General features: G+C 69.1%; 12 protein-coding genes. 2 read left to right on the forward strand and 10 right to left on the reverse strand.

The window, feature by feature from the left end:
• Positions 1–177: 177 nt before the first annotated feature.
• The 3 genes from A9O63_RS21475 to A9O63_RS21485 form a co-directional block, all read right to left on the reverse strand.
• Positions 178–2,676, reverse strand: a complete 2,499-nt coding sequence (locus tag A9O63_RS21475) for a cation:proton antiporter (RefSeq protein WP_069333685.1) — start codon at positions 2,674–2,676, stop codon at positions 178–180.
• 73 nt (positions 2,677–2,749) lie between these two features.
• Positions 2,750–3,079: a hypothetical protein gene (locus A9O63_RS21480; RefSeq protein ID WP_002720593.1), complete on the reverse strand. Its 330-nt coding sequence runs from the start codon at positions 3,077–3,079 to the stop codon at positions 2,750–2,752.
• Positions 3,080–3,422: 343 nt separating this feature from the next.
• Complete coding sequence (locus tag A9O63_RS21485; protein WP_069333686.1) at positions 3,423–4,745, reverse strand: 4Fe-4S binding protein; 1,323 nt, start codon at positions 4,743–4,745, stop codon at positions 3,423–3,425.
• Positions 4,746–5,026: 281 nt separating this feature from the next.
• Here A9O63_RS21485 and A9O63_RS21490 point away from each other — a divergent pair, with 281 nt between their 5' ends.
• On the forward strand, positions 5,027–6,883 hold the full coding sequence (locus A9O63_RS21490; protein WP_069333687.1) for an ABC transporter ATP-binding protein: 1,857 nt from the start codon (positions 5,027–5,029) through the stop codon (positions 6,881–6,883).
• Positions 6,884–6,926: 43 nt separating this feature from the next.
• Here A9O63_RS21490 and A9O63_RS21495 read toward each other — a convergent pair whose 3' ends face one another.
• Positions 6,927–7,148 carry a helix-turn-helix domain-containing protein gene (locus tag A9O63_RS21495; RefSeq protein WP_069333688.1) on the reverse strand — a complete coding sequence of 74 codons (222 nt, stop codon included), beginning with the start codon at positions 7,146–7,148 and terminating at the stop codon, positions 6,927–6,929.
• 205 nt (positions 7,149–7,353) lie between these two features.
• Here A9O63_RS21495 and cbiB point away from each other — a divergent pair, with 205 nt between their 5' ends.
• On the forward strand, positions 7,354–8,289 hold the full coding sequence (cbiB, locus tag A9O63_RS21500; RefSeq protein WP_069333689.1) for an adenosylcobinamide-phosphate synthase CbiB: 936 nt from the start codon (positions 7,354–7,356) through the stop codon (positions 8,287–8,289).
• Positions 8,290–8,452: 163 nt separating this feature from the next.
• Here cbiB and A9O63_RS21505 read toward each other — a convergent pair whose 3' ends face one another.
• The 6 genes from A9O63_RS21505 to A9O63_RS21530 are packed head-to-tail and all read right to left on the reverse strand — an operon-like array spanning position 8,453 to position 13,100.
• Positions 8,453–9,673, reverse strand: a complete 1,221-nt coding sequence (locus A9O63_RS21505) for a cysteine desulfurase (RefSeq protein ID WP_069333690.1) — start codon at positions 9,671–9,673, stop codon at positions 8,453–8,455.
• 9 nt (positions 9,674–9,682) lie between these two features.
• The gene (locus A9O63_RS21510) at positions 9,683–10,261 is read right to left on the reverse strand and encodes a Yip1 family protein (RefSeq protein WP_069333691.1); all 579 of its coding nucleotides are present in this window, start codon (positions 10,259–10,261) and stop codon (positions 9,683–9,685) included.
• Complete coding sequence (locus A9O63_RS21515) at positions 10,258–10,737, reverse strand: YIP1 family protein (RefSeq protein ID WP_069333692.1); 480 nt, start codon at positions 10,735–10,737, stop codon at positions 10,258–10,260. Before A9O63_RS21515 ends, A9O63_RS21510 begins: the two co-directional genes overlap by 4 nt.
• Complete coding sequence (locus tag A9O63_RS21520) at positions 10,738–12,021, reverse strand: SufB/SufD family protein (RefSeq protein ID WP_069333693.1); 1,284 nt, start codon at positions 12,019–12,021, stop codon at positions 10,738–10,740.
• Positions 12,021–12,779 carry a Fe-S cluster assembly ATPase SufC gene (sufC, locus tag A9O63_RS21525; RefSeq protein ID WP_069333694.1) on the reverse strand — a complete coding sequence of 253 codons (759 nt, stop codon included), beginning with the start codon at positions 12,777–12,779 and terminating at the stop codon, positions 12,021–12,023. Before sufC ends, A9O63_RS21520 begins: the two co-directional genes overlap by 1 nt.
• A 9-nt stretch (positions 12,780–12,788) precedes the next feature.
• Entirely contained in the window at positions 12,789–13,100 is a 312-nt protein-coding gene (locus A9O63_RS21530; RefSeq protein ID WP_069333695.1) for a heavy metal-binding domain-containing protein, read from the reverse strand.
• Positions 13,101–13,127 lie beyond the last annotated feature (27 nt).

Here is a 13,127-nt window from a genome sequence, read left to right on the forward strand (position 1 = left end):
CGGGCTCCCCCCGAGGATATTTGGGCCAGAATGAACGGAGCTGGGGGGCAGAGGTCCTGACGGTTTGCCCGGGGCGGCTCTGCGGAGGCGGTGTGGCTGCCGCTGGACGGGCGCCCGCGGATCGGGCCGGGCGATCTGGGCGACGGCGGTTCGGCGGAAGCGTGGGCGCTGCCCGCGTCAGATCGCGCTGAGGTCGATCGTGACATTGCGGCGGGCGGCACTCTCCACCGCGGCCTCCTGCAGCGTCCTGTTGCGGCGCAGAAGCTCGAGGAAGCGCGCCTCGTCGAGGCTGAGGAGCGTGCCGTGGCTGATCGCCGTCACCTGCGCCTTGCGGGCCTTGCGCGTCAGGATCGCGAGCTGGCCGAACATCTCGCCGCGCCCGAGGCGGACCTTCTGGCCCGCCACGTCCGACTCGACCGCGCCGGAGGCGATGAAGAAGACCTTGCGCGGCACGTCGCCCCGGCGCAGGAGCACGTCTCCCGGCCGGACATAGACCGTCTGCAGGAGCCGCTCGAGCGCGCGCAGCTGATCCTCCTCCATCTCCGCGAAGAGCGGAAACTGGCGGACGAGCTCGACCTTCTGCACCGCCAGATCGAGGTGCGGGCGGCGCTCCTTCTTGCCGCGCGCCACCTGGATGCGCTGGCGCAGGGTCGTGAAGAGCTCCTGCCCGATCAGCCCGTCGTCGTGCAGCATCTCGTACTCCCGCAGTTCGAGCTGGAGTGCGGTGCGGCGGATGAAGCTGCGCACCATCTCCTCGGAATAGCCCGGATATTGCAGCCGCAGCGCCTCGAGCGCCTGCTCGGTCTCTTCCTCGCGCCGCTTGAGCATCTCGTGCAGGATCTCGGCGACGCGCCGGCCGTGGATGCGGCGGATCTTGCCGTCGATCAGCCCGTGCAGGTCGCCCAGGATCAGCCGCTGGGTCAGGAGTATCTCGAACCGGTCGGCGGTGAGCTGGCTCAGCCAGCGTGCGATCTTCAGCCGGTTGTGCGCCCAGACCGCGATCCGGTGCTGACGCCCGAGCCCCAGCGCCCGCCGCCCCGCCGCGCGATAGCCGTCGCGGCCCTGCAGGCGCGTGCGTTCGATCAGCCGGTCGACATCGACCAGCATCGCCTCGGCCAGGCGCGGCGAGATGATCTGCTGGCGGAAGGCTGCGAGGATCGCGTCGCGCTCGCGCCCGGCGAGCGCCACGAGCCCCAGCGTGATCCGGTCGCGGTCGGGAATGTCGTCGGCGCTGTCGTCGGCCAGCTCCACCGCGCGGGCGAGCCGCTGGCCGAAGCCCTTGGCCTCGGAGCGCACGATCTGGGGGTCGAGCTCGCGCTCGCGCACCGTCTCGGCCACGCCCTCGCGCACGTTCTGCAGCGCGACCGCGATCACCTGGTTCGACAGCGCCAGATCGAGCGGCGTGAGCCGCGCGAGCCCGAGCCGCCGGATCACCCAGCGCAGCGTCGTGCCCTGCGCGAGGAGCGTGAAGAGCACGAATCCCGTGGCGAGGATGCCCACCTCGCGCTTCACATGCGGCGGCACCATCGGGTTCTCGGTGACCGCGAGCGCCAGCGCAAGCGTGACGGCGCCGCGCAGCCCGCCCCAGAGGATCGCGACCCGGTAGGGCCGCTCGACCCGGGGCGAGAGGTTGAACCGCGTGAGAAGCGGCAGGAGCCCCGAGAGCATGACGCCGCGCGCCACGACCGCGGCCAGCGCCACCACGCCGATCAGCAGCAGATCCCATCCCGTCGCGCGCCCGATCAGCCGCGGGATGAGGAGCGCCGCGACGATGAAGATGAGCGAGCCCGCCCAGTGCGACAGCATCTCCCAGATGTCGCTGAGCAGCTTCCAGGTGGCGGGGCTGAGGCGGCCCGGGCCCGTGAGGTTCATGGCGATGCCCGCCGTCACCACGGCGATCACGCCCGAGGCATGGAGCCCCTGCTCGGCCAGCACATAGGTGAGATAGGGCAAGGCGAGGCTCAGCGAGAGCTGCGCCGTCGGATGGGACGACATCCGCGTCATCAGGAAGAGCGCGATCCGCGCCATGAGGTAGCCGAGCCCGAGACCGCCGAGGATCAGCAGCGGAAACTCCACCAGCGCCTGGCGCAGGGTGGGATCGGGCACGCCCGCCATCACGAAGGTGAGGAAGAAGCCGAAGAGCGCGATGGCCGCCGCGTCGTTCAGGAGGCTCTCGCCCTCGACGATCCGGGTGAGCCGCTGCGGCGCCGCGATCGAGCGGAAGATGCTGACCACGGCCGACGGGTCGGTGGTCGAGACGATCGCGCCGAGCAGCAGGCAGGCCGCGAGCGACATGGAGCTGAAAGGCTGCAGCGCAAAGCCGATGGCGAGGGTCGAGACCAGCACCGCCACGACGGCCATCACGAGGATCGGCACCCAGTCGTCGATCATCCGCCGGATGTTCAGGCTCAGCGAGACCTGGAACAGCAGCGTGGGCAGGAACATGTAGAGAAAGACGCTTGAGCGGATCGGCAGGGCCAGCAGCTCGGCCACCTCGGGCGGGAAGCTCGCGGCCACCCCGCTGCGCTGGAGCCAGAGCGCGAGCGTGCCGAGCATGGCCCCCACCACGGCGAGGACCACCGAATAGGGCAGCCTCAGCCGGGCCGCGACGGGCTCGCAGGCGGCGATCACGATGAAAAGGACCGCAAGGGCCGTGACGAGCAGGACGATGTTCATGGAGGTGTGATAGGCGCTTCGCGGCGCCGGGAAAACCCGCCACCGCGCACGTCCTGTTGACGGGGCGTCCGGTTCAGTGCGCGATCTGCGCGGCGCGGCTGCCGAGCTTGTAGGCCCGCGCCTTCGTCATGGGCGCATGGTCGACGAAGCCCTTTTCCACCAGGGAGCGCAGGGCGCGGTGAAAAGTCGGCGTCGCGATGGCGTTGCACAGCGTGTGGCGCCGGATCGCGTCCGAGCGGACGACAGTATCTTCGGTCTCGCCCAGAAGCTTCACCGCATAGAGCACATCAAGCTCATTGCGAGAAAGTTCCGCGATGCCGAGATCATGTTCAAGCCCAAGAAGAAGCTCTCTGAGCTGCGCGACACTGTGGAAACGCCGCGAGGCGGTCATCCGCTCGTCCATCTTGCTTCCGTCCACCGTTACTCCCCCTAACTGTTTTCAATAAAAATTAAAATCGGCTAGCGCTGCATACATTAGCCGAGGTTCCCAATCTCTTGGCAAGCGACAAAATGTCGCGCCACTTTGACCATAGGTGCAACTTGCAGGTGTGCGGATCGAAGCGACGGGTCAGGTGACGGGGCGGCCCTGGCCCGTCGTTGGCTGTCACGCTGAAAACTCGTTCCAAACAAGGGATTCCCGTTCCGGAAGAACGCTGCGGACAAGCAGTCGCGCCATGATCGAGCGAACCGACCGCCGGACGGTCGGTTGGCGAGAGCGGAGCAGAGCGCCTTTTTAGCAGGCAGCGTCATGACCAGATCACCCATCCCCAGCCCGCCAGAGGTGCTGAAAGCGCCGCGGCCACGGCCGCGCGCTCGCGCCACCGCGGTGAGAATCGCGCGGCGAGCCAGAGCGACCAGAGCGCCGCGCCCGCGAGGATCCCCGACCAGAGCAGGCGCGCATCGATCTCCAGAAGGGCCGCGGTGCGCTGCCCGAATCCGGCGAGGAGCCCCGCGGCGGCCAGCGGCAGAAGCGCCCTCGCGAGCCGGGGGAGATTCTCCTTTCCGGCGGCGAGGGCCAGAGGCAGGGCCGCCCACAGGGCAATCCCCACGGCGAGTATCAGGATCGTGAGAAGCCGCGCGGCTCCTGCGCCAAAGCTCAGGGCGCCGCCGCCGGACCCGACGAGAAACCAGGGCGCCGTCCCCTGCCCCCCCATCGCCTCCAACAGGGCCGCGAGCCAGGGCGCATGGGGCCACCAGAAGGTCGCCGAGCCGAGGCCCAGGAGCCCCCCGAGCAGAAGGAGACTCTCGCCCGGCGTGGCAGATGTCCGCAACAGCTCTTCGCCCGGCACGCGCGCTTCGAGCCGCACCGCGTCGCGAAAGCCCGCGCAGCGCCCGCACATGTGGCAGGGGCCTGCACTCTCCATCAGCCGCACCGGCACCATCGGCTCGCAATTGAAGCGCATGGTCCGGGCGCGCGCGGGCGGGCAGTTGTCCCAGGCCCGGGCATCGACGCGATAGTGCAGCGGCGCGAGCTGCGACAGCAGGGCGAAGAGGCCGTTCATGGGGCAGAGAAAGCGGCACCAGACGCGCTTGCTCTTGCCGTAGAGCCAGCCCACCAGCAGCGCGGCGCTGGTCGAGAGGCCGAAGAGCAGCGCCGCAGCCCGCGGATCGTCATAGAGCGCGATCATCTGACCGTAGAGCGTCACGCCGCAGAACAGCACGAACGGCCAGCCCCGCCATTTCATCCAGCGCGGAATGGCCCTTCCCTGCCCGTGGCGCGACGCGGCGGCGCTGAGCGCCCCTTCGGGGCAGAGGAGGCCGCACCAGAGCCTGCCGAAGAGCAGGACCGAGACCAGCACCCCCGGCAGCCAGACGCCCCAGAGCAGGGCCTGCGACAGGAGGGTGAGGTTCGTCCAGATCCGCGCCTCCGGGCCGGGCGGCGGCAGGACGACCGGCAGGAAGACGAGCGGCAGGTAGAGCGCGACCGCCGCCCACTGCAGCCCCGACACCGCGCGCGGATGGTCGCGCAGCCAGAGGCCGGCCCGCTCGATCCGCCCCGCCGGAGGCGGCGAGGGCAAAGCGCCCGACACGGGGCACGCGTCGGCGAAGCGGGAAAGCGGCTCTTGCATCCCGCCTTCTAGGCAGTCGCCCCGGCGGACCGGAAGCCTCCGCAATGTCTTGCGGCAGAGGGTCGCAGGGCGGATCCTGCCCCGCGGCGGTGCGTTGGATCCTTCCCTCTGCGCCCGGCCTCCGTCGCGCCCCTTGCCCGACCTTGCGGCGGGACTGCGCCCCCTGCCCGATGTGCGGCCGGACGGATCCGGCGTCGGCCGTCCGATCCTCGGGCCGGAGGGCGGGATCGTCGGACCAGAGCAGGTTTGACTTCCGCCGCGAAGGGGCCAAAGGTCCGCCGATGAGACCCGATCCCGCCCCCGACCTGCCCGGATTCCGCGCCCGCTGGGCGGCCCTGCGCAATGTCGCGCCCTTCCTCGGCATGGTCTGGCAGGCTAGCCCCGGCCTCCTCGTCCTGAGCCTCGTCCTGAGGCTCGCCCGGGCGCTGATCCCGGTCACGGCGCTCTGGTTCGGCAAGCTCATCATCGACGAGGTGGTGCGCCTCGCGGGAAGCCCGCTGCCCGCAACCGGCGCGCTCGGCTGGATCGGCGCCGAGGGCGCGAGCACCCTCGTCCTGCTGCTCGGGGCCGAATTCCTGCTCGCCATCCTGTCGGATCTTCTCGGCCGGCTCGGCGGGCTCACCGACACGCTCCTGACGGAACGGCTCACCATGTCCTCCTCGGTGCGGCTGATGAACCACGCGGCCAGCCTCGATCTGGCCGCCTTCGAGGATGCGGGGTTTCAGGATCGGCTCGAACGGGCGCGGCGGCAGTCGGGCGGGCGCATGACACTCACGGGCCAGATCCTCTCGCTGATGCAGGATGCGGTCACCGTGGCCTCGCTTGCGGGCGGGCTTCTGCTCTACAACCCGTGGCTCATCCTGCTTCTGGTCGCGGCGCTGGTGCCGGCCTTCCTCGGCGAGGCGCATTTCAATGCGCAGAACTACAATCTCGATTTCCGCCGCACGCCCGAGCGCCGCGAGCTCGATTATATCCGCGTGACCGCGGCCGGGGTGGAGACGGCCAAGGAGATCAAGATCTTCGGCCTCGCGCCCTTCCTGATCGAGCGTTACCGCACCCTGTCGGAGAGCTTCTATGCCGCGCGGCGGCGCATTGCCTCGGCGCGGGCGGTCTGGGGCACGCTCTTCAGCGCGCTGGGGACGGCGGGCTATTATCTCGCCTATCTCTGGATGATCGGCGCCACACTGTCGGGCCAGCTCTCGATCGGCGATCTGACCTTCCTCGCAGGATCGTTCCTCCGGCTGCGCGGGCTGGTCGAGGGGCTGCTCACGGGTTTTTCCACCACCGCTGCGCAGGCGCTCTATCTCGAGGATCTGTTCGGCTTCTTCCGGCAGCAGCCCACCATCCTCGCCCCTGCCGAGCCGCGCCCCGTGCCCCGCCCGATCCGCGACGGCTTCCGCTTCGAGAAGGTGGGCTTCCGCTATCCCGGGGCCGGCGGCTGGGCGGTGCGCGATCTGAGCTTCACGCTGAAGGCGGGCGAGACGCTCGCGCTCGTGGGCGAGAATGGCGCGGGCAAGACCACGCTCGTCAAGCTGCTCGCCCGGCTCTACGATCCCGACGAGGGGCGGATCCTTCTGGACGGGCAGGATCTGCGCAGCTTCGATCCGGTGGCGCTGCGCGGCGCGATGGGCGTGATCTTTCAGGATTTCGTGCGCTACTCGATGACCGCGGGAGAGAATATCGCCGTGGGCCGGATCGAGGCGCGCTCCGAGGAAGACCGCATTGCCGAGGCCGCACGGCGCAGCCTCGCCGACCGGATCGTGGCGCGGATGCCCGAGGGCTACGGCCAGATGCTCGGCAAGCGCTTCCGCGAGGGCGTGGATCTCTCGGGCGGCGAATGGCAGAAGTTCGCCATCGCGCGGGCTTACATGCGCGACGCCGAGGTGCTGATCCTCGACGAGCCGACGGCGGCGCTCGATGCGCGGTCCGAGTTCGAGGTGTTCCAGCGGTTCAAGGAATTGTCGGCGGGCCGGACGGCGGTGCTGATCTCGCACCGGTTCTCGTCGGTGCGCATGGCCGATAGGATCCTCGTGCTGGCGGGGGGCCGGGTCGAGGCCAGCGGCACCCATGAGGAGCTTCTGGCCCGGCCGGGCCGCTATGCGGAACTGTTCGAACTGCAGGCGGCCGGTTACAGGTGACGGCACCCGAAGGTGCGCGGCTCAAGGACGAAAGGGCCGGCCCTCAGCCGCGGCCGATGGGGGTGGCGCCCGCCGCGCCCGCCGAGAGCAGCGTCACGAGGCTCGTGGAGGAGATCGTCTTCGCACAGGGCCGACCGGCTTCGAGCGCCCGGACGTCGGTCACATCCAGCCCCAGCCTTGCGGCGAAATCTTCCTGAGACAGGCCGAGAACCCAGCGCCGGTGACGAACCAGACGGGCGGTTTCACGGTGATGGGACTTCGGCATGGACATTCTCCGGCTCACGAGCAACAGGGGGAAGTCAAAGCAATTTCCGTGCGTTCTTCTTACCTCTTTCCGCGAAGAACGCGACCTGCCCAAACCGACAGGCCAGCCCTCCGGCGAGTGCCTCCGCCCTTGCAGAAGGAGGGGATTTCTTCGAAATCGTGGCTGGAGCGCGCCGCGGGAGCCGCTCTCCGAAGGAGGCAGAAGCATGTTCCATGCGGGCACCATGCTGGTGGCGATGGCGACGGATGTGGCGCTCGGCTGGCCGGACCGGATCCATGCCCGGATCGGCCATCCCGTCGTCTGGATCGGGCGGATCATCTCGGCGCTCGACCAGCGCTGGAACCGCGGCTCCGAGACCGAGAGGCGGCGCGCCGGGGTGGCCGCTCTCCTCGTCACCGTGCTGGCGGCGGCCCTGCCCGCGGCGCTCGTCCAGTCGCTCCTGCCCGGCGGCCTTCTGGGCGCGGTCCTGACCGGGCTCCTGGCCTGGCCGCTCGTGGCCCTCCGCTCGATGCACGAGCATGTGGAGGCGGTGGCGGTGCCTCTCGATGCGGGCGACCTGCCGGGCGCGCGACGGGCGGTCTCGATGATCGTCGGCCGGGATCCCTCGCAACTCGACGGGGCCGGCGTCACCCGGGCGGCGCTCGAGAGCCTCGCCGAGAACAGTTCGGACGGGATCGTGGCCCCGCTCTTCTGGGGGGTGCTGCTGGGCCTGCCGGGGATCGCCGCCTACAAGGCGATCAACACGCTCGATTCGATGATCGGCCACCGCACGCCCCGGCACGAGGCCTTCGGCTGGGCCTCGGCCCGGACGGACGACTGGGTGAACCTGATCCCCGCGCGGCTCACCGGCGTTCTCTTCGCCTTCGCTTCGGGACGGCCGCGGGAGGCGCTGGCCGTCATGCGGCGGGATGCGCGCGCGCACCGCTCGCCCAACGCGGGCTGGCCCGAGGCCGCCATGGCCGGGGCGCTCGGCGTGCGGCTCTCGGGGCCGCGGATCTATGGCGACCGGGTTTCGGCCGAACCCTGGCTGAACGGGGGCGCCCCGGATCCGCGCCCGGCCGACCTGCGGCAGGGGCTCGCGCTCTATCGCCGCGGTATGGTGCTGCTTGCGGCGCTCTTCCTGCTGGTGGCGGTGGTCTGACCCGCCGCCCGCAGAAGCGGCCTGAGAGGCTGAGAGGCTGAGAGGCTGAGAGGCTGAGAGGCTGAGAGGCTGAGAGGCTGGCTTCGCCCTGCCCGGAGGCCCGTCAAGGAAGTAACTCCCCTGCCCGCTCCGCCGCCGGTCGTGCCGCGGCGGAGGTCGGCCCTCAGCCGAAGAGCTCGTGGCAGAGCTCCAGCGCCTCGACCAGCCGGTCCACCTCGTCGGGGGTGTTATACATGGCGAAGGAGGCGCGGCAGGTGGCTCCCACCCCCATATGCTGCATGAGCGGCATGGCGCAGTGGGTGCCGGCGCGCACCGCGACGCCCTTGCGGTCGAGCACGGTCGAGATGTCGTGCGCATGGGCGCCGCCCCGGATCGTGAAGGAGAAGATCGCCCCCTTCCCCGCCGAATTGCCCTGCACGTCGAGCCAGTTGAGACCCGCGAGCCGGTCGCGCGCATAGTCGCGCAGCGTGCGTTCATGCGCGGCGATCTCGGCCATCCCCACATTCATCATGTAGTGCAGCGCCACGCCGAGGCCGATCTGCTGCACGATGCCGGGCGTGCCCGCCTCGAACCGCATCGGGGGCCTCGCATAGGTCACCGCGTCGCGCGTCACCTCGTGGATCATGTCGCCGCCGCCGATGAAGGGGCGCATCTCCTCCATCCGCTCCGACCGGATCCAGATCGCGCCCGAGCCCGAGGGACCGTAGAGCTTGTGGCCGGTGATCGCGTAGAAGTCGCAGCCGATGGCCGCCACATCGACCGGCATGTGCACGGCCGCCTGCGACCCGTCGACCAGCACCGGCACGCCCCTCTCGCGCGCCCCGGCGCAGATCGCGGCCACATCCACCACGGTGCCGAGCACGTTCGACATGTGGGTGACCGCGACGAGCTTCGTCTTCGGGCCGATCGCGTCGATCACCGCCTGCGGATCGAGATCGCCGTTCTGATCCACATCGACCCATTTCAGCACCACGCCCTGCCGCTCGCGCAGGAAGTGCCAGGGCACGATGTTGGCGTGATGCTCCATGATCGAGAGCACGATCTCGTCGCCCGGCTCAAGCCGCGGCGCGGCCCATCCGTAGGAGACGAGGTTGATGCCCTCGGTGGTGCCGGTGGTGAAGACGATCTCCTCGGGCGAAGGCGCGTTGAGGAAGGTCGCGATGGTGGCCCGCACGGCCTCGTACTTGTCGGTCGCGAGGTTCGACAGATAGTGCAGCCCGCGGTGGACGTTCGCATATTCGTGGCTGTAGGCGAGGTTCATCGCCTCGATCACCACCTGAGGCTTCTGCGCCGAGGCACCGTTGTCGAGATAGACCAGCGGCTTGCCGTTCACTTCGCGCGAAAGGATCGGAAAGTCCCGCCGGATGGAGGCGACGTCGAACATGGGGAAACCTCAGCCGCTTATGAAGGGCATCAGGATCGCGGCCAGCACGAAGGCCATGCCGAAGATCACGAGAAGGATGCCGCCCAGGACGGCGAGGGTCGAGGTGAAGCCGTGCAGTTCGGCCACGAAATGGGTGAGCAGCCAGAAGAAGAGCACGATCCCCACCACGCCCAGCACGTCGGCGAGCGGCGGCAGGACGAGCTGCGCCAGAAGCTGGAGCACCTCGAGGCAGAGCAGGATGAACTGGAGCCAGGCCACCAGCAGGACGGCATCGGGGAAGGTGCCGCGCCCGCCGCGCCAGACGCCGATCCGGTGGATCAGGCCTGCCGAGAACCCCAGAAGCCCCACCTGAAGCGCGGCGCTGAAGATCGGGCTGGGCAGGTCGTCTCCGATCAGCTGGCGCACGTCGCGCGGCAGGAGGGTGAGGCCGGCGAAGGTCACCAGCGCCGCAGCCACCGCCGTGAAGATGAGCGCGAGCCAGCGCGCCTGCATCGGCAGGTCCATCGCGAGGACGGCCCGGGCCCCCTCGCGCGGGTTGGACACGGTGAAGCGCACGAGACGCAGGAGACCGCCCAGGGTAACGCTCATCGTTCCGCCTCGATCAGCATGAGGAGCCAGATGGCGAGGAAGCCCGACAGAACGAGGAAGCCCACGATCAGCACGCCCGGCCCCTCGCCGATGAAGCCGCCCACGAGCCCGTTGAGCAGCATGAGCGGCGCGGTGGCCAGCAGCGCGAGAAAGAGCGCGAGCCGCGCGCCGAAGAAGCTGCCCTTGCCGCCGAACAGCCGCGCAACAAGATGGCTCAGCGCCGCAACCCCGTAGCAGAGCGGCGGCAGCAGGAAGACCGTGCCCATCAGCGCCCCGCTCATCCGCGCCTCGAGCGGCTGGGACGGGTCGATGAAGGCCTGCCGGGCCAGGATCGGCCATTGCGACACGAAGATCAGCAGGCAGGCGCCCATCAGGATGATCAGCGCCCGCCCCTCGTTCTCACCGGCATCGAGATACCGCCGGATGACCGTGCGGGGGTGGCGGTAGCTTTGGACGATGTCGGTGGTAACAGCCATTCAATGCTCGTGACGCGCCAGCCAGTTCTCCAGCCGCTGCCGGATATCCTCGGCGATTTCCTCGTTCTCGATTTCCTGAATGGCTTCGGCGAGGAAGGCAAGGACCAGAAGCGACTGTGCGGCTTTCAGCGGCACCCCGCGCGAGCGGAGATAGAAGAGCCCGGTCTCGTCGATGGCGCCCGAGGTCGAGCCGTGCGAGCATTTCACATCGTCGGCATAGATCTCGAGCTCGGGCTTGGCGAGGAAGACCGAATCCTCGTCCAGCAGCAGCGACTGGCTGATCTGGTAGCCGTCGGTCTTCTGCGCGCCGGGCTTCACGAGGATCTTGCCCTGGAAGACGCCGGTGGCGCCGTTCTTCAGCACCTTCTTGAAGACCTGGCGGCTTTCGCAGGCCTCGCCCTCGTGGGTCACGAAGACGGTGTCGTCGTGGTGGAACTTGCCGTCGCCCACGGCCGCACCCGCGACATGGGCCACCGCCTCGTCGCCCACCAGCTCGATGACCGCCTCGTTGCGGGTCATCACGCCGTTGGCCGTCAGCGTGAAGGACTTGAACAGCCCCTTGCCCGCCACGCGCGCGAAGATGTGGGTCGAAGCGCGCCGGTCATGGTCGCGGCCCTGTGCGCGGATATGGTGGAAGCGTCCGCCCTCGGCCACATCCACTTCCATGACCTTCGTGAAGCGCGCCGCCGCCGGCCCGTTCTCGAGGATGGTCACATCCGCCCCGCTCTCGACGCGGATGCAATGATGCAGGACCGCGTCCGACGTGTCGGAGGAATGGATGTAGATCAGCGCGATCGGCCGCGGAACGTAGCCCGTCACGCGGATCAGCACGCCCTCGGTGGCAAAGGCCGTGTTCAGCGCCGCGAAGGGCCGCTTCACCGGCACCTGACCCCGCGCCTCGAGGACGCCATAGAGATCCCGCGCCCAGTGGATGTCGGACTGCGCCTCTGAGAGGAGCCCGATCTCGACATTCTCGAGCGCCAGCGGATCCGAGGCCGCCGCATCGAACACGCCATCGACGAAGACCAGCTTCAGCCGGTCGATGGCCTCGAAGACCATCCCCTCGTCGCCGTCGTCCAGGGTCGAGGCCGGCACCGGCTCGGCCGAGGTGAAGCTCGCAGGGTCGGTGTAGCGCCAGTATTCATCGCGCCGCTTGGGCAGGCCCATCGCGGTCAGCCGCGCCAGCGCATCGAACCGGGCCGGCGCCTGCCAGCCCTCGCTCGGGAACGACAGGCCGGCGATCCGCGCCGCCAGCGCGTCGTCCTGCGGAAGTGCCTCGGCCATCACGCCTCCTCCGCGGCCAGGATGTCCGCGTAGCCGTTCTTCTCGACCTCGAGCGCAAGCTCGGGGCCCCCGGTCTTCACGATGCGGCCATTGGCCATGATATGCACCACGTCGGGGCGGATATGGTCGAGCAGCCTCTGGTAGTGGGTGATGACGAGGAAGCCGCGGCCCGCGTCGCGCAGCGCGTTGACCCCGTCGGACACGAGTTTCAGCGCGTCCACGTCGAGGCCCGAGTCGGTCTCGTCGAGGATGCACATGCGCGGCTCGAGGATCGCCATCTGCAGGATCTCGTTGCGCTTCTTCTCGCCGCCCGAGAAGCCCACATTGACCGGACGCTTCATCATGTCGGCATCGATCTTCAGCGCCTTGGCCTTCTCGCGCACGAGCTTGAGGAAGTCGCCCGCGCTCATCTCCTCCTGCCCGCGGGCCTTGCGCTGCGCGTTCAGCGCGGTGCGCATGAAGGTCATGTTGCCCACGCCCGGGATCTCGACCGGATACTGGAAGGCCAGGAAGAGGCCCGCCGCCGCACGTTCCTCGGGCTCCATCTCCAGCAGTTCCTCGCCGTCGAGCGTGGCCGAGCCCGCCGTGACCTCATAGCCGTCGCGGCCGGCGAGCACATAGGAGAGCGTCGATTTCCCCGAGCCGTTCGGCCCCATGATCGCATGGACCTTGCCGGCCTCGACCGTCAGATCCACGCCCTTGAGGATGACCTTGTCCTCTTCTTCGAGCTTGACGTGCAGGTTCTTGATCTCGAGCATCTCTGTTCCTCAGGCAATGGTGACGGCGGTGCCGGAGGCCGACACCATCAGCATGTTGTTGATGACCTCGTAATCGAGATCGACACCGACGACGGCATTCGCGCCCTTCGCCCGCGCGGCTTCCTCCATCTCGGAAAGCGCGGTCTCGCGGGCGCGGCCCAGTTCCTTCTCGTAGGCGCCCGAGCGCCCGCCGATGAAATCGGTGATCCCGGCGAAGAGGTCGCGGATCACGTTGGCGCCCAGGATCGCCTCGCCCGTCACGATGCCGTGGTAGGTGGCGATCTGGTAGCCTTCGACATTGGGGGTGGTGGTCACGATCATGGCCGGACCTCGCCGCGGAAGGGTGAG

Origin of the sequence: Cereibacter johrii, from assembly GCF_001720585.1 — a bacterium.
Classification (GTDB): domain Bacteria; phylum Pseudomonadota; class Alphaproteobacteria; order Rhodobacterales; family Rhodobacteraceae; genus Cereibacter_A; species Cereibacter_A johrii.

Bases quoted from the DNA above. Each gene is read 5' to 3' on its own strand.
- A9O63_RS21495 (WP_069333688.1), bottom strand. From the start codon at position 7,148: ATGCCGAAGTCCCATCACCGTGAAACCGCCCGTCTGGTTCGTCACCGG.
- A9O63_RS21485 (WP_069333686.1), bottom strand. From the start codon at position 4,745: ATGCAAGAGCCGCTTTCCCGCTTCGCCGACGCGTGCCCCGTGTCGGGC.
- A9O63_RS21490 (WP_069333687.1), top strand. From the start codon at position 5,027: ATGAGACCCGATCCCGCCCCCGACCTGCCCGGATTCCGCGCCCGCTGG.
- A9O63_RS21505 (WP_069333690.1), bottom strand. From the start codon at position 9,673: ATGTTCGACGTCGCCTCCATCCGGCGGGACTTTCCGATCCTTTCGCGC.
- A9O63_RS21475 (WP_069333685.1), bottom strand. From the start codon at position 2,676: ATGAACATCGTCCTGCTCGTCACGGCCCTTGCGGTCCTTTTCATCGTG.
- A9O63_RS21510 (WP_069333691.1), bottom strand. From the start codon at position 10,261: ATGAGCGTTACCCTGGGCGGTCTCCTGCGTCTCGTGCGCTTCACCGTG.
- A9O63_RS21530 (WP_069333695.1), bottom strand. From the start codon at position 13,100: ATGATCGTGACCACCACCCCCAATGTCGAAGGCTACCAGATCGCCACC.
- A9O63_RS21515 (WP_069333692.1), bottom strand. From the start codon at position 10,737: ATGGCTGTTACCACCGACATCGTCCAAAGCTACCGCCACCCCCGCACG.
- A9O63_RS21480 (WP_002720593.1), bottom strand. From the start codon at position 3,079: ATGGACGAGCGGATGACCGCCTCGCGGCGTTTCCACAGTGTCGCGCAG.
- sufC (WP_069333694.1), bottom strand. From the start codon at position 12,779: ATGCTCGAGATCAAGAACCTGCACGTCAAGCTCGAAGAAGAGGACAAG.
- A9O63_RS21520 (WP_069333693.1), bottom strand. From the start codon at position 12,021: ATGGCCGAGGCACTTCCGCAGGACGACGCGCTGGCGGCGCGGATCGCC.
- cbiB (WP_069333689.1), top strand. From the start codon at position 7,354: ATGTTCCATGCGGGCACCATGCTGGTGGCGATGGCGACGGATGTGGCG.